This is a genomic window from Vogesella oryzae, assembly GCF_902829295.1.
Lineage (GTDB): Bacteria > Pseudomonadota > Gammaproteobacteria > Burkholderiales > Chromobacteriaceae > Vogesella > Vogesella oryzae.
In genome coordinates this window covers 49360-72989 of sequence record NZ_CADEPL010000021.1, presented here as the reverse complement: position 1 = coordinate 72989, position 23630 = coordinate 49360, and the positions used below count along the sequence as shown (strand labels likewise).

Here is a 23630-nt window from a genome sequence, read left to right as displayed (position 1 = left end):
ACAGCGTGATGACTGCCAACCATGCTCGATATTGTGCCGGCCGCCAATAAACGGCCACGCCTTTTGCTGGTGGATGACGATACCAACGTGATCCACCTGATGGCAAAAACACTGCTGCCTCTGGGGCAGGTGCAGTTTGCCACCAGTGGCGAGGATGCCTTGCGTCTGGCGCGCGAAGACGTGCCAGACCTGATTTTGCTGGATGCCGAGATGCCCGGCATGAGCGGCTTCCAGGTCTGCGAGGAGATGAAGCACGACCCGCTGCTGAGTGATGTGCCGGTGATCTTTGTTACCAGCCACAGCGAAGAGTCGATGGAGGCCACCGGCCTGGCGCTGGGCGCGGCCGACTTTATTACCAAGCCGATCAGGCCGGCGATTCTGGCCGCACGGGTGAACAATCACCTGAGCTTCAAGCTGGCTCGCGACCAGCTCAAGCGGCTGGCCTTTCTCGATGGCCTTACCGGGGTGGCCAACCGGCGCGTGTTCGACGAGACGCTGCCCAAGGAGTGGGCGCGCTCGCAGCGCAAGCAGCAGCCGCTCAGCGTGATGATGGTGGATGTCGACCACTTCAAGGCTTACAACGACTGCTACGGCCACCTGCAAGGCGACAGCGCCTTGCGTTCGGTCGCGCAGGTTCTGGCGGCGACGGTGAAGCGGCCGGCCGATCTGGTGGCCCGCTATGGCGGCGAGGAGTTTGTGGTGCTGCTGCCGGAAACCGCACTGGAGGGTGCGCAGCAGCTGGCGGCAGACATGCTGCAGGCGGTGGCGCAGCTGGCGTTGCCACACCAGGCATCGTCGGTGGCCAGCCATGTCACCGTGTCGATCGGTTGTGCCAGTCTGGGGCCGTGCGCGGCCAGCCTGTCCGATGAGATTGTCGCCATACCGTTCGACATCAGCGACGAGCCGGCCGGCGTCGGCGTCAGCCTGCTGCAGGCGGCGGATGCCGCGCTGTACGATGCCAAGGGCACCGGCCGGGCGCGCTCGGTTTTTTACGCGCTATGCACCCCGGCCAGCTGAAGGCAGCGCCGGGCCGGACAAGCAAAGAAGCCGCAAATGCGGCTTCTTTTTATTTTGCCACCGGCCGGCCGGTGGCGCGGCTTAGCTGACTTCGAAATGTCCGGCGAGCCTGGCGAGGTTGCCGGCTTGCTGCGCCAGTTCGCGGATGGTCTGGTTGGCCGCATCGATATGCTGGTGCGACTCTTCGAACTGGGTGGCGATATGCGTCATGCGTTCGGCCAGATGGGTGGCGCTGGCCGACTGCTGGGCATTGGCACTGGCAATTTCCTGCATCATGCCGTTTACGTCGCCGACATCGCCGCGCACGCTGTGCAGCTGCACGCTGGTGCGTTGCTGCGCCTCCACGCCGGCGCGCGTCTGGGTGGTGATGCTGGCAATGGCGTCCACTGTGCTGCCGGCCGCGCCGCGGACATTGGCAACCAGGGTGTTGATTTCATCGGTGCTGCTGCTGGTGCGTTCCGCCAGCTTGCGCACCTCGTCGGCCACCACGGCAAAGCCGCGGCCCGATTCGCCGGCGCGGGCGGCTTCGATGGCGGCATTCAGTGCCAGCAGATTGGTCTGCTCGGCAATGTCATGAATCGTCTGTGTTACCACGGTAATGCCGTTGATGGCGGTGGTCAGCTCGGTGATCACCCCCTGGGTGCTTTCCACTGCGCCGGCGGCGGCGGTGCCGCGCTGATAGGCGGTCTCCATCTCTGCCGCACCGAGCTGCAGCTGCTGCTGCGAGCGCAGGCTCAGTTCGGCGGTTTCGGCTGCGTTCTGCGATACCTGCTCGATGGAGGCCGACAGCTGTTCGATGGAGGCACTCATCTGCAGCACGCTGTTGTTGCCCGCCGCCATGCGCTGGTAGATATCGGCAATGGCATGCTGCATCCGGTCGGTGTCACCCGCCAGCTCGCGGGCGGTCAGCTGCACATCATCCAGCATCACTTTCAGGTGGACCTGCATATAGGCCAGCGCGGTTTCCAGCTCTCCCAGCTCGCCGGCGGCATCGATCGCCAGCGCATTGGTCAGCTTGCCTTCGGCGATATTGGCGCAGGCGGTCAGCAGGCGGCGTTGCTCGCGCCGGCGGCGTTGCTCCAGCCACAGCCAGCCACTACTGGCGGCCAGCGCCGTCGCGGCGATGGCCACACCGGCGGTATTGCCCAGTAACGCGGCAGAAGTGCCGGCCAGCACGGTCATGCCGGCGGCGTACAGGGTCTGGAAGTGCGCCAGCAAGCGGCCGCGCTGCGCCGGTTTGCGCAATGGGGCGCCCTGCATCAGCTGCGGGTACAGAGCCTCTGCCGCATGGATGGCATCGCGGCTGGCCGGACTGCGTACCGACATATAGCCGCTGATCTGCCCCTTTTCCTTTACCGGCACCACGAAGGCATCTACCCAGTAATGGTTGCCGTTCTTGCAGCGGTTTTTGACCAGCCCGCGCCAGCAGTGGCCGCTCTTCACGGTCCGCCACAAGTCGTCAAACAGTACCGGCGGCATGTCCGGATGGCGGACGATATTGTGGTTTTGCCCGAGCAGCTCTTCACGGCTGAAGCCGGAAATGGCGACAAATGCATCATTGGCATAGCTGACCGCCCCCTTGAGGTCGGTACGGGTCACGATGATGCCTGCTTCGAATGGGGTTTCCACACCGCTTACCGGTAAATTCTTTTTCATGACTTAGCCTGCTGACAGTGATAGCTGCGCATCTTATCGGCGGGGCTGGCGGCTGCCTTATTATCCGCTTGATCGAAATCAAGTCGCCGCTATTTGTTAGATTTTGCTTTTAAATGAGAGCGATTCGAGCCTGGTTTACCTTGTCATTGCCGATCTGGCGGTGGTGTATGCTGTTGCTTTTACGTGACTAAGCAATTGGGGCGCCGGATGAAAATTGCCGTTTTCGATACCAAACACTATGACCGCCAGGCGCTGGATGCGGCCAACCTGAGTGCCGGCCACGAGTTGCACTATTTCGCGCCACGGCTGGATGGCGCCACGGTAGAGCTGGCTGCCGGTTCCGAGGCAGTGTGCCCGTTCGTCAATGATCGGCTGGATGCTGCAGTAGTGGCCAGGTTGGCCGCATTGGGCGTCAAGCTGGTGCTGCTGCGTTGTGCCGGCTACAACGGCGTCGACCTGGCGGCCTGCGCCAGCCACGGCCTGACCGTGGCAAGGGTGCCGGCCTATTCGCCGCACGCGGTCGCCGAGCACGCTTTTGCGCTGCTACTGGCGGTGAACCGTCGCATCCACAAGGCTTATGTGCGGGTGCGGGAAATGGATTTCTCGCTGGACGGGCTGGTGGGCTTCGATCTGTATGGCAAGACCTTCGGGGTGATCGGCACCGGGCGCATCGGCGAGGCAGCCATCGCCATTGCCCGCGGTTTTGGCATGCGCGTGCTGGCCAGTGACGTGCAGCAGGATGCCGCCTTGGCGGCGCGCCTGGGCTTCAGCTACGTGCCGCAGGCGCAGCTGTTGGCCGAAGCCGACGTGGTCAGCCTGCATCTGCCGCTGCTGCCGCAAACCCGTCACCTGATCGACCGCCAGGCGCTGGCGGCGATGAAACCGGGCTGCGTGCTGGTGAATACCAGCCGCGGCGGGCTGGTGGACACCCCGGCGCTGATCGCGGCGCTGAAAAGCGGCCACCTGGGCGGGGTCGGGCTGGATGTTTACGAGATGGAAGAGGGGGTGTTTTTCCAGAACCTGTCGGATACCGGTCTGCAGGACGACCAACTGGCACGATTGCTGACTTTCCCCAATGTGCTGGTGACTTCGCATCAGGGCTTCCTGACGGCAGAGGCGCTGCACAATATCGCCACCACCACGCTGGGTAATGCCACCGACTTTGCACTGGGCCGCCCGCTGGCGAACGAGATCCGGCTGTAGCCGGCCAGGTTGGCCGCAGCAGGCAGGGCGGCCAACCGGTGGGCGGATTATTGCGCCGCCGGATCGCGGCGGAATACCCAGGTATTCTCGTCCGAGGCTTGCGGCGCGAAGGCATAACCCTCGGCATTGAAGTCCAGCAGTGCCTGCGCATCGGCAATGCCGTGCTTGACGGCCCAGCGCGCCATCAGCCCGCGCGCGCGCTTGGCGTAGAAGCTGATGATCTTGTACTGGCCGTTTTTCAGATCCTGGAATACCGGGGTGATCAGGCGGCCTTGCAGCTGTTTCGGCTTGACCGACTTGAAGTATTCGTCCGACGCCAGGTTTACCAGCTGCGGAAACTCATCTGCTGCCAGCAGACGGTTGAGCTCGTCGGTGATGATGCTGCCCCAGAACTGGTACAGGTTGCTGCCGCGCGCGTTGGCGAGGCGGGTACCCATCTCCAGCCGGTAGGCCTGCATCAGGTCCAGCGGGCGCAGCAGGCCGTACAGGCCGGACAGGATGCGCAGATGCTGTTGCAGCCACTGCAGCTCCGCTTCCGACAGGCTGGCGGCGTCCAGTCCCTCGTAGACATCGCCCATGAAGGCGAGGACGGCTTGCTTGGCATTGGCCGGGGTGAAGTCCGCGTGCCAGTCGTGATAGCGGCCAACGTTGAGTTCGGCCAATGCCGGGCTGATGTCCATCAGTTTGCCCAGTTGTGCCGGGCTTTGTTCGCGCAGTACCTCGATCAGCTCGGCACTGTGGGCGAGAAAATCCGGTTGCGTGAACTGCGCGGTGTGGGCGGGGGTCTCGTAATCCAGCGTTTTGGCTGGCGAAACGACCATCAGCATGGCGAATCCTTGTCTGGGAGGTGGGCGCCCATTTTAGAATGTTGTGTCCAATGATGGGAGAGATTGATGCGAGTACTGGTGCAACGCGTGACACAGGCGTCGGTGACGGTGGAAGGGCAGGTATGCGGGCAGATTGCCGGCGGCCTGTTATTGCTGGTCGGGGTGGAGGACAGCGACGGCGACGAGGATATCGGCTGGCTGGTGCGCAAGATCAGCCAGCTGCGCATCTTCAACGATGCCGACGGGGTGATGAACCGCTCGGTGCTGGATGCCGGAGGCGAGGTGCTGGCGGTGAGCCAGTTCACGCTGTTTGCCACTACCAAAAAGGGTAACCGTCCGGGCTATAGCCGCGCGGCGCGGCCGGAAGTATCGCGGCCGCTATTTGAGCGTTTTGTGCAGCAGATGCAGGACGCGTTGGGCAAACCGGTGCCGACCGGCATCTTTGGCGCCGACATGCAGGTGGCGTTGGTGAATGATGGCCCGGTTACCATCTGGCTGGATAGCAAGGCGCCGGAGTAAACCGTTGCCCGTCTGCCGTTGATGGCTGGCGGGCGGGATGAAAAGCACAAGGCCGCAGCAGATGCTGCGGCCTTGCTGTTGGTGCGGCAGTTATTTACAGCCCATCGCCCTCGGCCAATACGCGGACTTTCTGCCCCGGCTGCAGGCGGGTCAGCTGCTCCGGATCGTTCCAGCGTAGGATGTCGGTATGCGAGACGCTGAATTTGCGGGCGATGCTGAACACGGTATCGCCACGCTGGACCACGTAATCGGTCGGCACCGGACCGGCGGCCGGCTGGCGTACGGTATAGGACACGGTACGCAGCGGATTGCTGCTGGCCATCACCGTTGCCGGAGCAGCAGGCAGCGGCACTCCATTTACCACCTTCAGGTTCTGGCCCAGTTTGATGGCATTGTCGCCCAGGCCATTCAGCTGTTTCAGGTCGGCAACGGTCATGCCATAACGGCGCGAGATATTGAACAGGGTGTCACCGGCTGCCACGGTGTGTAGGCCGTTAGTGCTAACGGGCAGTACCGGCTGCTGGTCGCGGCCAACGTTGCCATCATTGCGGGCGATGACACGCAGCGTTTCGCCACGGTCCGCTTTGTTGCCATCGACACGCAGTGCTACCCGCTGCAGATCGCCACCATTGTCCGGCTTGTTCGTTACCACGGTAGCCGGCTGGATGGCTGCGGCGGCCAGGACATTATTGCCGGCAGCGGGAGCGTTACTGCCGCCAGTAGACATGGCGACTGCCGCTGGCGCGGCCAGAGGTTTGCTTTGCAGCGCTACCGTGGTGGTTGCCGCCGGTTTGGCCGCTGCGGTTACTGTTGCCGCGGCCGGGGTAACGGCTTCAACCGGCTTGCTGTTGGCTGGTGCCGCTACCTGGGTTTGCAGGCTGGCAGGCACGACTGCGCTAGTGGCCGGCGGCGTGCTGGTTGCGGCCGGTGCCGGGACGCCATTGGCGGCGAAGGCTACCAGCGTGGCTGTTTCGCTGGCCGGGGCGGCAATATCGGTGGCATCCAGCTGTGGTGCTGCGTTGCCGTTACCATGCATGGCGACCAGCACCGGGCGGCCCGCCGGCAGCGTGCCGCCCTTGATATTGTTGGCGGTGATCAGCTCGTTGGGATTCATCTCGAACTGGCTGGCCAGCTCGCTGGCGGAGGTATCGCTATTCGGAACATGTACTTGCCAGGTCAGCAGTGGCTTGTCCCATTTGGCCAGGTTGGTTTCGAACTTGTGCAGCTTGTTTTCCGGCAGCAGCATCTGGCGGCCGCTCTTGTAGGCGAACACCGGCAGATTGAAGGCCGGGTTGAGCTCCTTGAAATCGGCGACCGACATCTCGGCCAGACGGGCAGCGATATCGATGTTCATGTGGCGGCCAGTCGAGACCGCGACAAAAGTGGGCTTGTTGGGCAGGGGTGCCAGGCGCAGGCCGAATTTCTCCGGCGCCTGCAGCAGATTACGTACCGCCAGCAGTTTGGGGACGTAATTGCGGGTTTCCTTCGGCATCTGGATGTTTTCGTAGCTTTCCACCTCGCCACGGGCTCGCACCTTGGCGATGGCGCGGGCCAGGTTGCCTTCGCCCCAGTTGTAGGCGGCTAGTGCCAAACTCCAGTCACCGAACATGGTGTACAGGTTCTGCAGGTAATCCAGCGCCGCACGGGTACCTTCCACCACATCGCGGCGACCGTCATACCACCAGGTCTGCTCCAGACCGTACTGGCGACCGGTGGCGGGCATGAACTGCCACAGGCCGGCGGCACCGACCGGCGATTGCGCGGTGGGAACGAAAGCGCTTTCCACGATCGGCAGCAGGGCGATTTCGGTCGGCATGCCGCGGCGTTCTACCTCGTTCATGATGAAGAACAGATATTTGCGGCTGCGATCAACGGTGCGGCGGAAATAGTCGATGCGTGCGGTAAAGAAGCGTTCGTGCTGGCGTACCAGTTCCGGATTGACTTCCGACATCTGGAAGCCTTCACGCACCCGTTCCCAGACGCTATCGCCGTTACGCAGCAGACTGCTGTTGAGCAGCATCATGTCAAGGCCGGCAGCCAGTGCGTCATCCACGCTGCGTTGCTGTGGGATCTGGCTGACATTACTGCTGTCGGCATGCGCCGGTGACAGCACAAATGCAAGAGAAACCGACAAAGCGAGCGGGGTAAGCTTTTTCATGGACCTGAGCCTGTATTCCGTATCGGTCGATGCTAACACGCGAGGGCTGGCAGTCAAACGCGAAACTTCACCTTAAAGCATGATTTTTCTGTGTTTTAGTCGATATTTATCGTTGGCAACATCATTTGTCGGCCGGCGGTGAACTTATGCCGGACGAAAGTGGTTTTTCCACTCGCGCAGTGTGGCAAAAATGGCCTCATCGCCGGCAAGGTCTCTGCCACAGTACTGGCGGGCCGCGGCGGCGATGTCCTTGCTGCCGGTGCGCAGAAACGGGTTGGTCGCCTTCTCCAGCGCCATGCTGCTGGGCAAGGTTGGCCGCAAGCTGTTACGGCTAGCCTGATCCTGCTGCCAGCGGGCTTGTAGCGCCGGATTGTCCGGCTCCAGCGCCAGGGCAAACTGCAGATTGGACAGCGTGTATTCATGGGCGGGATAGCACAGGGTGTCGTCCGGCAGTGCCGCGAGTTGCTGTAGTGACTGGTGCAGCTGTGCTGGCGTGCCGTCGAAAATGCGGCCGCAGCCGGCGCCAAACAGTGTATCGCCGCAGAACAAATGCTTGCCCCACAGATAGGCCAGATGGTTGGCGGTGTGGCCGGGGACCGCCAGCACGTGCGCGGCTTCGCCGAATGCCAGCAGCTCGCTGCCTGCCATCACCGGCTGGTTGATGTGTGGCACGCCTGGCGGACCGTAGATGTCCAGTTGCGGCCAACGTGCCAGTAATTCCGGCAGGCCACCGATATGGTCGGCGTGATGGTGGGTGATCCAGATGGCATCAAGCTGCAGCCGGTGTTGCTCCAGAAACGCCAGCAGCGGGGCGGCTTCGCCCGGATCGACGGCAATGGCGCAGCGAGTGTCGTGCAAAACCCAGATATAATTGTCGGCAAAGGCACAAACCGGTGTGAGGCGAATAATGTCGGCCATGGGGTACCCCGAAACAATGGAAGCATTTGCTGACTGGCTGGCCAGCTCGGAATTGGGACAATACCTGCTTTGCCGCGAGCAGGTGTTTTTCGATCGGGCGGTGGCCGATGCCTTCGGCTTTCGCGCCGTGCAGGTCGGCTTGACCGAATACGATTTTCTGGCCTGCAACCGCATTCCCTGGCATGGCTATGCCGGGCCGGAGTCCAGCGCCGACGTGATTTGCGATGCCGCGTTCCTGCCGTTCGACAGCCGCAGCCTGGACCTGCTGGTGATGCCGCATGCGCTGGATTTTACCAGTACGCCGCACCAGGTGCTGCGCGAGGCCGAGCGGGTGCTGGTACCGGAAGGCCGCCTGGTCATCACCGGCTTCAATCCGGTATCGCTGTGGGGGTTGTGCCGCTTGCTGCGCGGCAAGCGAGACGCGCCCTGGAGCGGCAATTTCTTCAGTCCGGCGCGCATCCGCGACTGGCTGGCGCTGTTGCAACTGGAAGCCACGGGCAACGCCTTCGTGGCATACTCGCCGCCTTTCGCGCGCGGCGACTGGCTGGCGCGCTGGCAGTTCATGGACAACATCGGCGGTCGCTGCTGGCCGATGCTGGCAGGCGTCTACGGCATCGAAGCCGTCAAGCGCCAGCGCGGCATGCGCCTGCTCATGCCCAGCTGGAAGCCAGCCAAGGCTGGCCACGGGTTGATCGTCGCCGGCGGTAGCGAACGCCACCCATTAAATCACACAGTGCAGGACGATAAACCACATGACTGACGACACCATCGTCGAGATCTACCCGGACGGCGCCTGCAAGGGCAATCCCGGCCCCGGTGGCTGGGGCGTGCTGCTGCGCTACAAGGGCCAGGAAAAGGAAATGTTTGGCGGTGAAGCCAACACCACCAACAACCGCATGGAGCTGACGGCGGTGATCCGCGGGCTGGAGGTACTCAAGCGCCCGTGCCGCATAGTGGTGCACACCGACTCGCAGTATGTGCAGAAGGGCATCAGCGAGTGGATTCACGGCTGGAAAAAGCGCGGCTGGGTGACCAGCAACAAGGAGCCGGTAAAGAACGCCGACCTGTGGCAGCAGCTGGACGAGCTGCGCAACCGGCACCAGGTCGACTGGCGCTGGGTGAAGGGCCATGCCGGCCACGAATTCAACGAACGCGCCGACCAGCTGGCCAATGCCGGCGTCGCCAGCCTGCGCTGATGCGGCCAACCTTGTAGAACAGTTATGCGCCAGATCATTCTCGATACCGAAACCACCGGCCTGGACCCGAACCAGGGCCACCGCATCATCGAATTTGCCGGCCTGGAAATGGTGAACCGCAAGCTCACCGGCCGCCATCTGCACCTGTACATGCACCCGGAGCGCGATATCGATCCGGATGCCGAGCGCGTGCACGGCATCTCGCTGGAGTTCCTCGCCGACAAGCCCAAGTTCCGCGATGTGGCTGCCGAGCTGGCGGAATTCATTGCCGATGCCGAGCTGATCATCCACAACGCGCCGTTTGACGTCGGCTTCCTCAATGCCGAGTTCAACCGTCTGGGCTTGCCGCTGGTGGACAAGCAGTGCGCGCTGGTGACCGACACGCTGGCGATGGCGCGCGATGCCTTTCCGGGCAAGCGCAACAGCCTGGATGCGCTGTGCGACCGCTTCGAGATCGACCGCAGCAACCGGACCCTGCACGGCGCGCTGATCGACTGCGAGCTGCTGGCCGAGGTCTACCTGTGGATGACCCGTGGCCAGGAAAGCCTGATGATGGATATCGGCTATGGCGACAATGCCGATGGCAGCAGCAGCCAGGGTTACCGCTTCGAGCGCAAACCGCTGACCGTGCTGGCCGCGTCCGCCGAGGAGCTGGCCGCGCATCAGGAATACCTCGATACCCTGGACAAAAGCGTCAAAGGCACCTGCCTGTGGCGCAGCATCGAAAACCCGCCAGCCGGGAATCCGGCCTGAGAGCCGCCAATATGACCCGCTACATTGCGCTGGTGCCCGCCGCCGGCCACGGCAGCCGCTTCGGTTCGGCGACACCCAAGCAATATCTGGACATAGGCGGCCAACCCTTGCTGGCACACACGCTGGCGGTGCTGGCGGCCAACCCCGCCATTGACCAGGTGGCGGTGGTGATCTCGCCGGGCGACGAGTGGTTCGACAGTTTCGACTGGCCGCAGGCCAAGCTGACGGTGCTGCGCGTTGGCGGCGCCAGCCGCGCCGAAAGCGTGGCCAACGGGCTGCACGCCCTGCAGCCGGCGGCGGACGACTGGGTGCTGGTGCACGATGCCGCGCGCTGCTGCCTGTCACCGACTGTGCTGGAGCGGCTGATCGCCGAGATCGGCGACGATGCGGTAGGCGGCATCCTGGCGCAGCCGGTGGCCGATACCGTGAAGCAGGGCGATGCCGCCGCCCGCATTGCCGCCACCGTGCCGCGCGACGGCTTGTGGCTGGCGCAGACGCCGCAGATGTTCCGCGCCGGCTTGCTGGCAGAGGCGCTGGCGGATGCGGCCAACCCTGCCATTACCGACGAAGCTTCCGCCATCGAACTGCTGGGCCATGCGCCACGGCTGGTGGTGGGGGAGGCGCAGAATTTCAAGGTGACCTGGCCCGGCGATTTGGCGCTGGCCGGTGCCATTCTGGCTGCAAGAAAGGATTTCGCATGACCCCGTTCCGTATCGGTCAGGGCTACGACGTGCACCGGCTGGTAGAAGGCCGGCCGCTGATTCTGGGCGGGGTGACCATCCCGCACGACAAGGGCCTGCTGGGCCATTCCGATGCCGATGCGCTGCTGCACGCCATTACCGATGCCGTGCTGGGCGCGGCCGCACTGGGCGATATTGGCCGCCACTTTCCGGATACCGATGCCGCCTTCAAGGGGGCCGACAGTGGCGTATTGCTGCAGGAGGCCATGCGCCGCGTACGCGCTGCCGGCTGGCAGCTGGTCAATGTCGACAGCACCATCATTGCGCAACAGCCCAAGCTGGCGCCGCACATCGATGCCATCCGCGCACGCATTGCCGCGCTGCTGGACATCGATGTCGGCTGCGTCAACGTCAAGGGCAAGACCAACGAGAAGCTGGGCTACCTCGGCCGTGCCGAGGCGATCGAGACCCAGGCGGTATGCCTGCTGGTGCCGGCCTGAGCCGGTAGCAGGGTTGGCCGCATCACGAAATTCATAAAACACCTGAAACCTGCGGAGTGATTCATGGACCAGAACCAGCTGAAACAGCAAGTGGCGCAAGCCGCCATCAAGTTTGTGCCGGATGACTGCATCGTCGGCGTCGGCACCGGCAGCACCGTCAATTTCTTCATTGACGAGCTGGCTAAGATCAAGGGCCGCATCAAGGGCGCGGTGTCCAGCTCCGAGGCCAGCACCAAACGGCTGAAAGAGATCGGCATTCCGGTGCTCGATCTGAACAGCGTCGGCCCGGACGAAGTGCCGGTGTATGTGGATGGCGCCGACGAGGTGAACCATCAGTTGCACATGATCAAGGGCGGCGGCGCGGCGCTGACGCGCGAGAAGATCGTCGCCGCGGTGGCGCAGCAGTTCATCTGCATCGCCGACAGCAGCAAGTACGTGGCGATGATGGGCAAGTTCCCGCTGCCGGTGGAAGTAATCCCGATGGCGCGCAGCCACGTGGCGCGCGAGCTGGTGAAGCTGGGCGGCCATCCGGAATGGCGCATGGGTGTCACCACCGACAACGGCAACATCATTCTGGACGTGCACGGCCTGCAGATTGCCGAGCCGGTAAAACTGGAGCAGCAGATCAATCAGATCGTCGGTGTGGTGACCAACGGCCTGTTCGCTGCCCGCCGTGCCGATGTGTTGCTGCTGGGTACCCCGGAAGGCGTGAAGGAATACCGCTAAACGGTTGGCCGCCGGCGGGCGGCCCGATTTTTGCATGGTTTGCAACCAAGTTGTCACAAAGCTGAGTTACGCTACGTCGTTACGTCGAAATTCTGACCGAGGTCTGACATGCCCGAACATCTTTCCAAACAGTATGACCTGGAGCTCGAAACCATCCGCACCCGCGTGCTGCAGATGGGCGGCCTGGTTGAACAGCAGATCCGTGCCGCCATGGATGCCCTGCAAGACGGCGATGTGGTCCGCCTGGAACGGGTGATTGCCGACGATACCAAGGTCAATGCGCTGGAAGTGCAGATCGATGACGACTGCCAGCACATCATCGTGCGCCGCCAGCCGGCGGCCAGCGACCTGCGCATGGTGGTGGCCGTGATCAAGACCATTACCGATCTGGAGCGTATCGGCGACGAGGCACAGAAGATTGCCCGCGTTGGCCGCGACCTGTGCCAGGGCTCCCGCCTGCCGGCGCCGCGTTTCCGTGAAGTCTCCAAGCTGGCGGAAACCGCCATCGCCATGCTGCACCGTGCGCTGGATGCCTTTGCCCGTCTGGACCCGACCGCCGCGGTCGAGCTGGCCGAGCAAGACTTGCTGCTGGACCAGGACTACGCGTCCGAAATGCGTGCCCAGATTACTTTCATGATGGAAGATCCGCGCACCATCAGCACCTCCATAGATACCCTGTTCCTGTGCAAGGCCATCGAGCGCATTGGCGACCACGCCAAGAACATCTCGGAATACGTGGTGTATCTGGTGAAGGGCAAGGACATCCGCCACACCTCGCTGGAAGAAAAGAAACGCGAATCGCTGGGCGACGCCGCCCAATAAGCGTGCATCAGCCTAGCGAACGGCGGTAACATCGGTTACCGCCGTTTTTTTATTCAACCAATTCTCCGACAAGGGGTGAGCATTTGAGTACCGTCACGCCCCCGTTTGACGTGCTGGCTACCGTGGACATGGGGTCCAACAGCTTCCGGCTGCAGATTTCCCGTGTGGTAGATGACCAGCTGTATACCCTCGATTCCCTCAAAGAAACCGTGCGCCTGGGTGGCGGTCTGCAAGAAGACAAGAGCCTGGACGAAGAAACGCTGGCCCGCGCCCTGGGTTGTATGGCGCGTTTTGGCGAGCGGCTGCGCGGGCTGGACCCGAAGCAGGTGCGCGTGGTGGGCACCAACACCCTGCGGGTAGCCAAAAACGCCCCGGCCTTCATTGTGGAAGCCGAGCGGCTGCTGGGCTTCCCGATCGAGATCATCGCCGGCCGCGAAGAAGCGCGCCTGATCTATCTTGGTGCGGCCCATACCCTGCCGGCCACCAAGGAGCGCCGGCTGGTGGTCGATATCGGCGGCGGTTCTACCGAATTCATCATCGGCAGCCAGTACAAGGCCCATGTTACCGAGAGCCTGCCGCTGGGCTGCGTGACCTTCAGCAAGCGCTTCTTTACGGATGGCAAGATCACCAAGAGCGCGTTCCGCGATGCCGAGCTGGCCGCACGCAACGAGATCCAGCGTATTGCCCACCAGTATCCGGTCAGCGAATGGCAGCTGGCGGTGGGCACCTCCGGTACCGCGCGCTCGCTGCGCGACATCATGGAGATCAACGACTGGTTCGGCGGCGAGATCACCCTGGCCGGCATGAAGCGGCTGCGCGAGGCGCTGCTGCGTTGCGGCGATATCCGCAATATCGCCATCAACGGCCTGAAGTCCGACCGTGCGCCGGTGCTGCCGGGCGGGCTGGCGATCATGATCGCGGTGTTCGAGGCGCTGGCGGTGGAACGCATGATCGTGACCGATGGCGCGCTGCGCGACGGCGTGCTGTATGACCTGCTTGGTCGCCAGCGGGAGAAGGACATGCGTGATTCCACCATCACCCAGTTCAAGCGACGCTATCACGTCGACACTGCGCAGGCGGAACGGGTGACGCAGCTGGCCGAGCGGCTGTACCGCATGGTGGCCGGTGAACCGCTGGACGAGGACATGCTCAAGCGCGTGGTCTGGGCGGCGCGGGTGCACGAGATCGGCCTGTCGATCGCGCATACCGCCTACCACAAGCATTCCGCCTACATCCTCAACAATGCCGACATGCCCGGTTTCTCGCGCCGCGAGCAGAGCGCGCTGGCGACCATCGTGTTGGGGCATCGTGGCGATATGGGCAAGATGCTGCGCGAAGTCAGCGACGAGACGCTGTGGCCGGCGGTGCTGGCGCTGCGGTTGGCCGCGCTGTTCTGCCGTAGCCGCAATCCGGTGGAAGTCGATGCCATCCACGGCCTGCGCCGCACCATGAACGGTTATGCGCTGACCGTGGGCAAGAGCTGGCTGGCGGCCAACCCGCTGACCACCGCCGCCTTCAAGCAGGAAATCGGCCAGTGGCGCGATATCGGCGTCGCGCTGGAGCTGCGCGGCGATTAAGCCTGCCTGGCGGTTATTGCTGTTGTCTGGAACCGGTCGTGTGCAGTCTCTGCCACGACCGTTTGTCTGTCTGGAGCCGTATGCGTCATCCGCAACTGAAACCTCGTTTTCCCACCCTTGGTGAAGCGCCGGGTACCTTATTGCCGGTGGGCAACCCCGATCCCCGGCCCAGCCGCATCTCGCTGATCGAGTACAACGCCAGCGACTATCGCGAAACCGAGTTTGCCACGCTGGAACAAGGGCTGGCCTACCAGCCGCAATTGCCGGTGCTGTGGCTGAACGTGTACGGCCTGACCGACCCTGCGCTGCTGCAGGCGATCGGCCAGCGTTTCGGGCTGCACCCGCTGGTGCTGGAGGACATTCTCAACACCCGGCAGCGGCCCAAGGTAGACGATTACGGTGATTACCTGTTCATCGCTACCCGCGTGTATCGCTACCAGCATGACAGCGAGCGCCTGCAGCATGATCAGGTGTATCTGGTGATCGGCAACGGCTTCGTGTTGAGCTTCCAGACCCAGCCGCTGGGGGTGTTTGCCACCTTGCGCGAGCGGCTGGCGCAAGGGCGCGGCCAACTGCGCCAGCAGGGGGCGGACTATCTGGCCTACGGTCTGCTGGATGCCATCATCGATGACTACTTTGGCGTCATCGACCAGTTCAATACCCGTGTGGAACAGCTGGATAAGCAGGTGCTGTCCGGGCACGACCGCTTCATCCTGGCGCGTATCCAGCGCCAGAAGCAGGAGGCGATGCGCCTGCGCCGCGCGCTGGTGCCGCTGCGCGAGGTGCTGAATGTACTGCCCCGCGGCGACTATGCGTTTTTCCAGCACGGTACGCTGCTGTACCTGCGCGATGCCTTCGACCACACCCTGCATCTGATCGAATCGCTGGAAACCGCGCGCGAGGTGATTTCCGGCATGCTGGACTTGTACATGTCGGCGCAGTCCAACCGCCTCAACGTGCAGATGCGGGTGCTGACGGTGATCACCATCATCTTCATGCCGCTGACGCTGATCGCCGGCATCTACGGCATGAACTTCGACAATATGCCGGAGCTGCACTGGCATTATGGTTACTACGGCGTGATGGCCGGCATGCTGCTGATTGCCCTGCTGCTGGGCTTCATCTTCTGGCGGCGGCGCTGGCTGTAAGCCGGGCTGCGGCAACAGAATGCGCGGCAGGATGACAACCTGCTTTCTAAGCTGAAACAGGATTTTTTCCCGGATGCGCCTTGGCGCGGAGTGGCTACGACATGATGCAAGCTCCCCTGCACCCTCATGAACGCGAACGGTTGTCGCTGCTGCGGGCATTGCAGCTGCTGGATACACCGCCGGAGCCGGCGTTCGACCGCATCACCCGGCTGGCCTGCCAGTTGTTGCAGGTGCCGGTGGCGGTGGTGTCGCTGGTGGACGAAGGGCGGCAATGGTTCAAGTCCCGCGTCGGGCTGGACCCTTGTGAAACGCCGCGCGAATACGCCTTCTGTGCCCACGCCATCCTGCAGACGGAACCGCTGGTGGTGCCGGATGCCGTGGCCGACGAACGCTTTCGCGACAATCCGCTGGTTACCGGTTCGCCGGGCATCCGCTTCTATGCTGGCGTGCCGCTTTTGTCACGACACGGTTATCCGCTGGGCACGCTGTGCATCATCGATACCCGGCCGCGCACGTTGGCCGCAGCCGATCTGGCCATGTTGCGGGAGCTGGCGGATATCGTTACCGAGCAACTGCAGCAGCGCGAACGCTGGCAGCTGGCGCAGCGGCAGATCGAAGAAGCCCAGGCGCGGATGAATACGCGGGAACAGCGCTTGCGGCTGATTTTCGAAGGTGCCGGCGCCGGTATCGCGTTGCTGGGGGCGGAAGGGGAGTGGCTGAGCGTCAACGATGCCTTGTGCCAGATCACCGGTTATCCACAAGACGAGCTGCTGGCGTTGCGCGCCACCGACTTGATCTATCCGGGCGATGCGCCCATCGGTCACGACGAGCGGCAGGCGATGCGCCGCGGCGATATTGATCGCTTCCAGCTGGAGCAGCGCTGCCTGCGCAAGGATGGCAGCTTGCGGTGGGTCAGTATCACCGTCACCCGGCATTACGAAGCGCTGGATGACCGCTGGTACCAGATCCTGATCGTGAAAGACATCCAGCAGCGCAAAGAAGCCGAGGCCGCGCTGCATACCCTGCAACTGGAGCTGGAGCAGCGCGTCGCCGAGCGCACCACCCAGCTGCAGCTGGCCAATAACCAGCTGTCGGCCGCCATGGTGCAGCAGCAGCGTGTGGAACAGCAGTTGCGCAAACGCGAGGCGGAACTGAGTGCGGTGCTGGAGCATGCCAGCGATGCCTATATCTGCATCGACGAGCGCGGCGTGGTGATTGCCTGGAACCGCCAGGCGCAGGAAACCTTCGGCTGGGCCGCGGTGGAGGCGATCGGCCGGCCGCTGGACGAGCTGCTGATCCCGCTGGATCTGCAAGCGGCGCACCATGCCGGCATGGCGCATTACCTGCGCACCGGTGAAAGCAAGGTGCTGGATCAGCGTGTCGAAGTGCCGGCGCGCACCAAACAGGGCGGCACCATTCCGGTAGAGCTGCGCATTCGCGCCCTGCAACTGGAGGACCAGCGGATCTTCAGCGCCTTTCTGCATGATATTTCCGAGCGTAAGCGGGCCGAGCAGCAACGAGAATATGAGGCCCGCCACGATCTGCTGACAGGTTTGCCCAACCGCCGTGCCTTCTTCGAGCAATTGCACATGGCGCAGGCCCGTGTTGCGGAGCAGGCATTGCCGCTGGCCTTGCTGTTTGTGGACCTGGATGGCTTCAAGGAGGTCAATGATCAGCACGGCCATGATGCCGGCGATGTGCTGTTGCGCGAGGTGGCAGGCCGCCTGCAGCAGCAGGCGGGGGACGGCATGCTGATAGCCCGCCTGGGTGGTGACGAAATGGTAGTCCTGCTGCAGCAGCCACAACTGGACGAGTCCCGGGTGCAACAGCTGGCCGAGCACCTCCGGCAGCTGATCAGCCAGCCTGTGCAGCTGGGGCCAGCTACCACGGCGGCGGTTGGAGCCAGCATCGGGGTGGCGATACAGCAAGTAGGGCAGCAGATGACGGCTGACCAGCTGGTGGCCCTGGCCGACAAGGCCATGTATAGCGCCAAGCGTGGTGGCAAGGGGCGCGTGCGCTGGAGTTAAGGCAGACCGTCGTCGCTTTGCTATATACCCTTATGGGGTATATGATGACACTATCACCACGCCGGAAATTGTCATGAGCCAGCAAATCGTCAACCTGCCTGTCGAGGGCATGAGTTGCGCCGCCTGCGCGCAGCGCATCGAAAAAGTGCTGGGCCGTCTGCCCGGGGTCAGCGCCAGTGTCAGCTTTGCCAGCGAGACTGCCCGTATCGAGTTCGATCCCGCGCTGCAGGACGTCGCCGCCTTGCGTGGTGCCATCAGCAAGGCCGGTTATCGGGTGCCGGACGCCAGCGTGCAGGTCGCCATCAGCGGCATGACTTGCGTCGCCTGTGCGCAACGCATCGAGAAAGTGCTGAACCGCCTGCCGGGTGCTACGGCCAACGTCAATTTTGCTACCGAAACCGCCACGGTGCGCTTTCCGGCCGGCAGCCTGCAACTCGACGATGTCATCGCCGCGGTGCGCCGCGCCGGTTACGACGCCAGCGTGCAAAGCGACGACAGTGCCGCCCGCCAGCAGGCCGCGCAGCAGCACTACCGCCGCGAGCTGCTGTGGTTTGTGCTGTCGCTGCTGTTGACCCTGCCGTTTGCCGGCGAGATGTGGATGATGGCCGCCGGCCAGCAGCACGGCTGGCTGCCGCGCTCATGGCAGCTGCTGCTGGCGACGCCGGTGCAGTTCCTGGTCGGCTGGCGTTTCTATCGTGGTGCCTGGCTGGCGCTGCGTGGCGGCAGTGCCAACATGGATGTGCTGGTGGCGCTGGGGACCAGCATGGCCTGGCTGTGGTCGGCATGGGCGACCGTGGCCGGACGGCACGATCTGTATGTCTATTTTGAGGCCAGTGCGGTAATCATCACCCTGGTATTGCTGGGAAAACTGCTGGAGGCGCGCGCCAAGCGCCGCACGGCCGGTGCCATCGAAAGCCTGCTGGCACTGTCGCCGAAGACCGCGCGCGTGGAGCGCGATGACCAGTTGCTGGAGCTGCCTATCGGCCAGCTGCAGCCGGACGATCTGGTGATCGTGCGTCACGGCGAACGGCTGGCGGTGGATGGCGAGGTCGAGGCCGGCAATGCGGTGCTGGATGAAAGCCTGCTGACAGGCGAGAGCCTGCCGGTAGAGCGTAGCGTCGGCGACCGGGTGTATGCCGGCACCCAGAACAGCGGCGGCATGCTGAAAGTGCGTGCCCGTGGGGTGGGGGGCCATACCCAGTTGGCCGCCATCGTCCGTGCGGTGGCCGAGGCGCAGGGCAGCAAGGCGCCGATCCAGGCGCTGGCGGACAAGATTGCGGCGGTGTTTGTGCCGGCGGTGCTGGTGATTGCCTTGCTGACGCTGCTGTTGACCGGCTGGCTGGCGGGCGACTGGCCGCTGGCGTTCATTCATGCGGTGGCGGTGCTGGTGATTGCCTGCCCGTGTGCGCTGGGCTTGGCCACGCCAACCGCAGTGATGGTCGGCATGGGCAATGGTGCCCGCCGCGGCGTGCTGTTCCGCAATGCAACTGCCTTGCAGCATGCTGCCGAGCTCGATCTGCTGGTAGTGGACAAGACCGGCACCCTGACGGTAGGCAAGCCGCAACTGACCGACATTGTGCCGCTGGCTGACGGGGAGGAGGCGCAGTGGCTGTCATGGGCGGCATCGCTGGAGCAGGGGGCGGAGCATCCGCTGGCACTGGCGATTCTCGCCGCTGCCACCAGCCGGCAAGCGCCGCTGCTGGCGGTGGAGGCTTTCGAGGCAACCATCGGCAAGGGTGTCAGTGCAGTGTTGCCCAGCGTTGGCCGCTTGCAGCTGGGCACCCCGGACTGGGTGCTGGGTACGGTTCCTGCGGTGGCGCAGCCATTCTATGCCGAAGGCAAAACGGTGCTGGCGCTGGCTCGCGCTGGCGTGCCGTTGGCGCTGTTTGCTCTGGCCGACCAGCTGCGGCCAACCTCGCAACAGGCAGTGCAGCAGTTGGCCGCATTAGGGGTGAAAGTCGCCATGCTGACCGGCGATAAACCGGAAACGGCCACGACCATCGCGCGCGAAGCCGGTATCAGCGAGGTGCACGCCAGTCAGAGCCCGCAGGACAAGGCGGCGCAAATCCGCCAATGGCAGGCGCAAGGGCTGCGCGTGGCGATGGTGGGCGATGGCATCAACGATGCGCCGGCGCTGGCGGTGGCGGATGTCAGCTTTGCCATGGGGGCTGGGGCCGATGTTGCCATCGAGGCGGCCGATGTGACGCTGATGAAGGGCGACCTGTTGCATCTGGCCGATGCCGTACGCCTGTCGCGTGCCACCATGCGCAAGATCCGGCAGAACCTGTTTTTTGCTTTCGTCTACAACGTGCTGGGCATCCCGCTGGCGGCCATCGGCATGCTCAATCCGGTGATTGCCGGCGCGGCAATGGCGGCAAGCTCGGTGTCGGTGGTCAGTAACTCGTTGTTGCTGCGGCGCTGGCGCTGATGCGGCCAACGTTGGCCGGGCAATAAATGCAAAAACCCGCCGAAAGGCGGGTTCTGTGTTTTTGCCAACCGGACTTAAGCTGCGGTGACGCAGGCTTCGCCCTGGTAGCTGGCGCTTTCGATGCCGAAAGCCGAGCGGAAGGTCACCATGAAACGGCGGCCGATTTGCTGGATGGACATTACTTCAAACGCGATAGTCGAATTGTCGATTTGCTGGGTGATGCGGTCACCCTGTTTCAGTTCTTTGATTTTCATTAGGTATTTCCTTTGCGGCAACCCGCAGGCGGGTAGCCGTTTAATGGCGGCGCCTCATTGGCGCTGCATGTTCTATTTTTGCGGTAGGGTGGCGGAAGTTGATACGACCCTTGGTGAGATCATAGGGCGACATTTCCACCGTGACTCGGTCGCCAACCAGCACGCGGATGCGGTGCAGTTTCATCTTGCCCGAGCCATAGGCGAGAATCTCCACGTTGTTATCGAGCCGGACGCGAAAACGCGACTCCGGCAGCATCTCGATGACAACACCTTGCAGTTCGATCATGTCTTCTTTGGACATGGCAGCTCCAATCCTGAAATGGTAGACAGCCATGTGCAGCAGTAATTGCTCTGACATGGCAGATTGCTTCGTAAACCTGAGCGGAAATTGCTACATGGAATGGCAGCAGTTAAGGCAAGGCAGACACCGGCAGAAGGGGGTCTGAGAAGAGGCAAAGCCAATTATTTCGCTAAATGCTTGATTTGTCAAATTTTATTGGTTTCTTGATAGCTAGCAGCATCGTCCGGCACTAAAAATCAGACCAAAAGCGAGACGATGGTGCCGACTGTTGCCGCGGCACTGAGCCATTTGCCGGCGGTAAAGTATGCGTTTTCCGGCTTGCTGGCCGACGCTTCGGCACCGGCCTGCGGTTCGGGCAGATCCAGTACGCCATAAGCAAAGGATTTCATTGCAGATGGTTCGTTGTTGTCGGCCGTCTCCTGTACGGTAGCCGGCTGCTGTTGCAGGGTAACAATCGTGGAGGGGCTTTCCGCGGGTGTGGCCGTCTTGTTGTCGGCAGCAGGCTGCTGGGGCGTACTGACTGCTGCGGTGTAGGGTGTCGCGCTGGTACTGCTGCGGATTTCCATGACGGCCTCGCGTAAAGAATGATATCCGGTAGTCTGTTTATCGGCCGGTATTCCGATATCTTTAATAATAGCCGTCATATTAGCTGTAGTAGCTATCAAGCCGCTACGGTTGCATCAGGAGTCGCCAGGCAATCAGCACGGCAAAGCCGATCAGCAACAATCCACACAGTCTATCTACCCAGTGGCGGCCGCGGCTGCCAAGTCGCGCTAACAGGCGGCCGCCGCCATACGCCAGCAGCAGCCACCATAGTGCCGAGCCGCAAAACACGCCCAGTACCATCAGTATTGCCTCGCCCCGGTTTGGCGCATGACCACCGGCGAGGCCGGCGAACACGGCAATGAACGACAGTATGGTCATCGGGTTGGTCAGGGTGAGTGCCAGGGCGCTGCTATACGCTCCCAGCAGACTGCCCTCATCTTTTGCCTGGGCGGCTCGTTCAGCCAGTGGCCGCCGCAATGTGGTGATACCCATGTACAACAGCAGGGCACTGCCAAGCAGAGCCAGCGGCGTGGCCAGAGCGGTGAGCCAGCCAATCAGCACGCCCATGCCGGTTGCACCGACCGTAGCATAGAAAGCATCGGCGGTGGCCGCGCCCAGTCCGGTCGCCAGTCCGCGTGCCGAGCCGTGGTGCAGGGTGCGTTCAATGCAGAGCAGCCCAATCGGCCCTACCGGCGCGGCAATGGCCAGCCCGATGGCAACGGCTTCAATAAATATGGTCATTGCCCACTTCTTCCTTCTGATTTCACCTCGTCTAGTGTGCCGGTGACAGGAGCAGATAACCATGCCAAGCTGAATGCTGCTATCCATGTTTGCCTGTTTATTTCAGGGAAACTGCTATCCGGACCTTACAAATGGAAATAGATACCAAATCGTGGGCAATCCTGTCCGCATTGCAGGGTAATGCCCGTCAGTCGCTGACCGAGCTGGCGCAAGTGGTGGGTATGTCGGTGCCGGCGGTGTCGGAGCGGGTAAAGCGGCTTGAGGAAGCTGGCGTGATTCGTGGTTACCATGCACTGGTCGCGCCATTAAAAGCGGGTTATGCGCTATCTGCACTGGTCGGCATTACCGTGCCGCAACCGGCCAAGAAAACACTGCTCGACAGGTTGGCCGCCATGCCAGAAGTGCAGGAATGTCATCACGTCACGGGTAATGACTCCTATGTGTTCCGTCTGTTGGCACGAGATGTGCAGCATCTGGAGCTGCTGGTGTCGCACTTGAATGATCTGGGGGAGACGCGGACCAGCATCATCCTGTCGACTCCCATCAGCCAGCGGCCGGTTTTACCGCCTCGTTAGCGGGTGACGTGGGCTGCTGGTGTTTGCCACCAGTTACACCAGTTGCGGGTTGCGCTCTTTGTCTATCGGTGAGGCTTAAGAATGTAATCAGCAAGCGGCAGACTGTGCCGAAAGCTACCCATTTGCCCTGTCGGCGCTTCCAAAGGGGTTATACTGAAAAACCACAGTGAAGGTGCCGGGATAATGTTTGCCATAAAAACTAATCGTCATAATCAGCGTGGCGTAACCTTGATTGAACTCATGATCGTGGTGGTCATCGTCGGGGTAATCGCCGCCTTTGCCTATCCTTCATATACGGCATATGTCATTAAAAGCAATCGGTCTGCTGCGATGTCTTTTATGACCGAGGTAGCGGCAAAGCAGGAAGAATACGTGCTGGATGCTAGGCAGTATGCCAGTAGTACTTCGGTACTTGGCCTTACTGTTCCTACGGATGTTTCCAAGTTTTATACGATATCGGTATCAGCCTTTAATGCATCAACACCTATTGCATATTCTGTGGTGGCAGCACCAATTTCGACAGCTATGCAGAAGGATGATGGCACTTTGACCTTGTTATCCAGTGGCGAAAAGTCGCCCGCGGATAAATGGAATTAATCATGGCGCGCCGAGTTGCAGAGCGTGGGTTTACGCTGATGGAGTTCTTGATAGCAACTGTCCTGCTGGCGATATTTATTGCAATGGCATTGCCTAGCTTCCAGGGAATTATCGCCAATAACCGGGTCAAGTCGGCATCGGAGCAATTGCAGGCCGCCCTGTTTTTCACCCGTTCCGAGGCGGTGAAACGGAATCAGACCGTCAGCCTTTCTTGTAAAACCGGTGGTTGCCAGAACGGCTGGACTGTCACCGTCGATGTGTCGGGAACACAGCTTGCTGCCCAGAACTCGTTTGGCGATGTGAACCTTCAAATAACCGGTTCGACCAGCGCTTCTGTCAGCCGGAATGGCCGTGCCACCACCACGGCTGCTTTTAATGTGATCCGGACAGATAAAGGCTATCAGCGCTGTGTTCGTCTCTATTTATCCGGCCTGTCCGAAGTAAGCGATGCAGGGTGCTAG

General features: G+C 62.3%; 25 protein-coding genes. 17 read left to right on the top strand and 8 right to left on the bottom strand.

The window, feature by feature from the left end:
- The first annotated feature begins 21 nt into the window (after positions 1-21).
- On the top strand, positions 22-1017 hold the full coding sequence (locus HU218_RS09580; protein ID WP_174874720.1) for a GGDEF domain-containing response regulator: 996 nt from the start codon (positions 22-24) through the stop codon (positions 1015-1017).
- 81 nt (positions 1018-1098) lie between these two features.
- Here HU218_RS09580 and HU218_RS09575 read toward each other — a convergent pair whose 3' ends face one another.
- The gene (locus HU218_RS09575; RefSeq protein WP_174874719.1) at positions 1099-2673 is read right to left on the bottom strand and encodes a methyl-accepting chemotaxis protein; all 1575 of its coding nucleotides are present in this window, start codon (positions 2671-2673) and stop codon (positions 1099-1101) included.
- Positions 2674-2880: 207 nt separating this feature from the next.
- Here HU218_RS09575 and HU218_RS09570 point away from each other — a divergent pair, with 207 nt between their 5' ends.
- Entirely contained in the window at positions 2881-3876 is a 996-nt protein-coding gene (locus HU218_RS09570) for a 2-hydroxyacid dehydrogenase (protein ID WP_174874718.1), read from the top strand.
- Positions 3877-3923: 47 nt separating this feature from the next.
- Here the strand turns inward: HU218_RS09570 and yaaA are convergent, their stop codons facing one another.
- Positions 3924-4703, bottom strand: coding sequence for a peroxide stress protein YaaA (yaaA, locus tag HU218_RS09565; RefSeq protein ID WP_174874717.1), 780 nt, complete (start codon positions 4701-4703; stop codon positions 3924-3926).
- A gap of 66 nt (positions 4704-4769) precedes the next feature.
- On the opposite strand from yaaA, the gene dtd reads away from it, so the two are divergent.
- Positions 4770-5222, top strand: coding sequence for a D-aminoacyl-tRNA deacylase (dtd, locus tag HU218_RS09560; RefSeq protein WP_174874716.1), 453 nt, complete (start codon positions 4770-4772; stop codon positions 5220-5222).
- 94 nt (positions 5223-5316) lie between these two features.
- Here the strand turns inward: dtd and HU218_RS09555 are convergent, their stop codons facing one another.
- A complete protein-coding gene (locus HU218_RS09555; RefSeq protein WP_174874715.1) occupies positions 5317-7380 on the bottom strand; it encodes a lytic transglycosylase in 2064 nt (687 codons plus the stop codon).
- 144 nt (positions 7381-7524) lie between these two features.
- Complete coding sequence (gloB, locus tag HU218_RS09550; protein WP_174874714.1) at positions 7525-8298, bottom strand: hydroxyacylglutathione hydrolase; 774 nt, start codon at positions 8296-8298, stop codon at positions 7525-7527.
- Between the two features lie 16 nt (positions 8299-8314).
- On the opposite strand from gloB, the gene HU218_RS09545 reads away from it, so the two are divergent.
- From HU218_RS09545 to HU218_RS09495, 11 genes are all read left to right on the top strand, one after another.
- Positions 8315-9058: a class I SAM-dependent methyltransferase gene (locus HU218_RS09545; protein ID WP_217450775.1), complete on the top strand. Its 744-nt coding sequence runs from the start codon at positions 8315-8317 to the stop codon at positions 9056-9058.
- Positions 9051-9494: a ribonuclease HI gene (rnhA, locus tag HU218_RS09540; protein WP_174874712.1), complete on the top strand. Its 444-nt coding sequence runs from the start codon at positions 9051-9053 to the stop codon at positions 9492-9494. Before HU218_RS09545 ends, rnhA begins: the two co-directional genes overlap by 8 nt.
- A gap of 24 nt (positions 9495-9518) precedes the next feature.
- The gene (gene dnaQ / locus HU218_RS09535) at positions 9519-10247 is read left to right on the top strand and encodes a DNA polymerase III subunit epsilon (RefSeq protein ID WP_174874711.1); all 729 of its coding nucleotides are present in this window, start codon (positions 9519-9521) and stop codon (positions 10245-10247) included.
- 11 nt (positions 10248-10258) lie between these two features.
- Entirely contained in the window at positions 10259-10948 is a 690-nt protein-coding gene (ispD, locus tag HU218_RS09530) for a 2-C-methyl-D-erythritol 4-phosphate cytidylyltransferase (RefSeq protein ID WP_174874710.1), read from the top strand.
- The gene (gene ispF / locus HU218_RS09525; protein WP_174874709.1) at positions 10945-11427 is read left to right on the top strand and encodes a 2-C-methyl-D-erythritol 2,4-cyclodiphosphate synthase; all 483 of its coding nucleotides are present in this window, start codon (positions 10945-10947) and stop codon (positions 11425-11427) included. Before ispD ends, ispF begins: the two co-directional genes overlap by 4 nt.
- 63 nt (positions 11428-11490) lie before the next feature.
- Positions 11491-12153: a ribose-5-phosphate isomerase RpiA gene (gene rpiA / locus HU218_RS09520; RefSeq protein ID WP_174874708.1), complete on the top strand. Its 663-nt coding sequence runs from the start codon at positions 11491-11493 to the stop codon at positions 12151-12153.
- A 108-nt stretch (positions 12154-12261) separates the two neighbouring features.
- Positions 12262-12975, top strand: a complete 714-nt coding sequence (phoU, locus tag HU218_RS09515; RefSeq protein WP_174874707.1) for a phosphate signaling complex protein PhoU — start codon at positions 12262-12264, stop codon at positions 12973-12975.
- Positions 12976-13103: 128 nt separating this feature from the next.
- Positions 13104-14552: an exopolyphosphatase gene (ppx, locus tag HU218_RS09510; protein WP_174874756.1), complete on the top strand. Its 1449-nt coding sequence runs from the start codon at positions 13104-13106 to the stop codon at positions 14550-14552.
- 80 nt (positions 14553-14632) lie between these two features.
- The gene (corA, locus tag HU218_RS09505; protein ID WP_174874706.1) at positions 14633-15700 is read left to right on the top strand and encodes a magnesium/cobalt transporter CorA; all 1068 of its coding nucleotides are present in this window, start codon (positions 14633-14635) and stop codon (positions 15698-15700) included.
- Between the two features lie 101 nt (positions 15701-15801).
- A complete protein-coding gene (locus HU218_RS09500) occupies positions 15802-17727 on the top strand; it encodes a sensor domain-containing diguanylate cyclase (RefSeq protein WP_174874705.1) in 1926 nt (641 codons plus the stop codon).
- A 73-nt stretch (positions 17728-17800) separates the two neighbouring features.
- Positions 17801-20155, top strand: a complete 2355-nt coding sequence (locus HU218_RS09495; protein WP_174874704.1) for a heavy metal translocating P-type ATPase — start codon at positions 17801-17803, stop codon at positions 20153-20155.
- A gap of 74 nt (positions 20156-20229) precedes the next feature.
- Here the strand turns inward: HU218_RS09495 and HU218_RS09490 are convergent, their stop codons facing one another.
- From HU218_RS09490 to HU218_RS09475, 4 genes are all read right to left on the bottom strand, one after another.
- Positions 20230-20409 (bottom strand): hypothetical protein, encoded by a 180-nt coding sequence (locus HU218_RS09490; protein WP_174874703.1) that lies wholly within the window; start codon positions 20407-20409, stop codon positions 20230-20232.
- 40 nt (positions 20410-20449) lie between these two features.
- Complete coding sequence (infA, locus tag HU218_RS09485; RefSeq protein ID WP_174874702.1) at positions 20450-20710, bottom strand: translation initiation factor IF-1; 261 nt, start codon at positions 20708-20710, stop codon at positions 20450-20452.
- 236 nt (positions 20711-20946) lie between these two features.
- Positions 20947-21354, bottom strand: a complete 408-nt coding sequence (locus HU218_RS09480; RefSeq protein WP_174874701.1) for a hypothetical protein — start codon at positions 21352-21354, stop codon at positions 20947-20949.
- A 25-nt stretch (positions 21355-21379) separates the two neighbouring features.
- Positions 21380-21997: a LysE/ArgO family amino acid transporter gene (locus HU218_RS09475; protein WP_174874700.1), complete on the bottom strand. Its 618-nt coding sequence runs from the start codon at positions 21995-21997 to the stop codon at positions 21380-21382.
- Between the two features lie 89 nt (positions 21998-22086).
- Between HU218_RS09475 and HU218_RS09470 the strand changes: the two genes are divergently transcribed.
- From HU218_RS09470 to HU218_RS09460, 3 genes are all read left to right on the top strand, one after another.
- Positions 22087-22572 (top strand): Lrp/AsnC family transcriptional regulator, encoded by a 486-nt coding sequence (locus HU218_RS09470; protein WP_484606981.1) that lies wholly within the window; start codon positions 22087-22089, stop codon positions 22570-22572.
- A gap of 183 nt (positions 22573-22755) precedes the next feature.
- Positions 22756-23169 carry a type IV pilin protein gene (locus HU218_RS17040; RefSeq protein WP_174874698.1) on the top strand — a complete coding sequence of 138 codons (414 nt, stop codon included), beginning with the start codon at positions 22756-22758 and terminating at the stop codon, positions 23167-23169.
- Between the two features lie 2 nt (positions 23170-23171).
- Entirely contained in the window at positions 23172-23630 is a 459-nt protein-coding gene (locus tag HU218_RS09460; protein WP_174874697.1) for a GspH/FimT family pseudopilin, read from the top strand.

What these genes read in the sequence shown, in the direction of transcription:
- HU218_RS09580 (WP_174874720.1), top strand. Translation starts at nt 22, where the DNA reads ATGCTCGATATTGTGCCGGCCGCCAATAAACGGCCACGCCTTTTGCTG.
- HU218_RS09575 (WP_174874719.1), bottom strand. Translation starts at nt 2,673, where the DNA reads ATGAAAAAGAATTTACCGGTAAGCGGTGTGGAAACCCCATTCGAAGCA.
- HU218_RS09570 (WP_174874718.1), top strand. Translation starts at nt 2,881, where the DNA reads ATGAAAATTGCCGTTTTCGATACCAAACACTATGACCGCCAGGCGCTG.
- yaaA (WP_174874717.1), bottom strand. Translation starts at nt 4,703, where the DNA reads ATGCTGATGGTCGTTTCGCCAGCCAAAACGCTGGATTACGAGACCCCC.
- dtd (WP_174874716.1), top strand. Translation starts at nt 4,770, where the DNA reads ATGCGAGTACTGGTGCAACGCGTGACACAGGCGTCGGTGACGGTGGAA.
- HU218_RS09555 (WP_174874715.1), bottom strand. Translation starts at nt 7,380, where the DNA reads ATGAAAAAGCTTACCCCGCTCGCTTTGTCGGTTTCTCTTGCATTTGTG.
- gloB (WP_174874714.1), bottom strand. Translation starts at nt 8,298, where the DNA reads ATGGCCGACATTATTCGCCTCACACCGGTTTGTGCCTTTGCCGACAAT.
- HU218_RS09545 (WP_217450775.1), top strand. Translation starts at nt 8,315, where the DNA reads ATGGAAGCATTTGCTGACTGGCTGGCCAGCTCGGAATTGGGACAATAC.
- rnhA (WP_174874712.1), top strand. Translation starts at nt 9,051, where the DNA reads ATGACTGACGACACCATCGTCGAGATCTACCCGGACGGCGCCTGCAAG.
- dnaQ (WP_174874711.1), top strand. Translation starts at nt 9,519, where the DNA reads ATGCGCCAGATCATTCTCGATACCGAAACCACCGGCCTGGACCCGAAC.
- ispD (WP_174874710.1), top strand. Translation starts at nt 10,259, where the DNA reads ATGACCCGCTACATTGCGCTGGTGCCCGCCGCCGGCCACGGCAGCCGC.
- ispF (WP_174874709.1), top strand. Translation starts at nt 10,945, where the DNA reads ATGACCCCGTTCCGTATCGGTCAGGGCTACGACGTGCACCGGCTGGTA.
- rpiA (WP_174874708.1), top strand. Translation starts at nt 11,491, where the DNA reads ATGGACCAGAACCAGCTGAAACAGCAAGTGGCGCAAGCCGCCATCAAG.
- phoU (WP_174874707.1), top strand. Translation starts at nt 12,262, where the DNA reads ATGCCCGAACATCTTTCCAAACAGTATGACCTGGAGCTCGAAACCATC.
- ppx (WP_174874756.1), top strand. Translation starts at nt 13,104, where the DNA reads ATGGGGTCCAACAGCTTCCGGCTGCAGATTTCCCGTGTGGTAGATGAC.
- corA (WP_174874706.1), top strand. Translation starts at nt 14,633, where the DNA reads ATGCGTCATCCGCAACTGAAACCTCGTTTTCCCACCCTTGGTGAAGCG.
- HU218_RS09500 (WP_174874705.1), top strand. Translation starts at nt 15,802, where the DNA reads ATGATGCAAGCTCCCCTGCACCCTCATGAACGCGAACGGTTGTCGCTG.
- HU218_RS09495 (WP_174874704.1), top strand. Translation starts at nt 17,801, where the DNA reads ATGAGCCAGCAAATCGTCAACCTGCCTGTCGAGGGCATGAGTTGCGCC.
- HU218_RS09490 (WP_174874703.1), bottom strand. Translation starts at nt 20,409, where the DNA reads ATGAAAATCAAAGAACTGAAACAGGGTGACCGCATCACCCAGCAAATC.
- infA (WP_174874702.1), bottom strand. Translation starts at nt 20,710, where the DNA reads ATGTCCAAAGAAGACATGATCGAACTGCAAGGTGTTGTCATCGAGATG.
- HU218_RS09480 (WP_174874701.1), bottom strand. Translation starts at nt 21,354, where the DNA reads ATGACGGCTATTATTAAAGATATCGGAATACCGGCCGATAAACAGACT.
- HU218_RS09475 (WP_174874700.1), bottom strand. Translation starts at nt 21,997, where the DNA reads ATGACCATATTTATTGAAGCCGTTGCCATCGGGCTGGCCATTGCCGCG.
- HU218_RS17040 (WP_174874698.1), top strand. Translation starts at nt 22,756, where the DNA reads ATGTTTGCCATAAAAACTAATCGTCATAATCAGCGTGGCGTAACCTTG.
- HU218_RS09460 (WP_174874697.1), top strand. Translation starts at nt 23,172, where the DNA reads ATGGCGCGCCGAGTTGCAGAGCGTGGGTTTACGCTGATGGAGTTCTTG.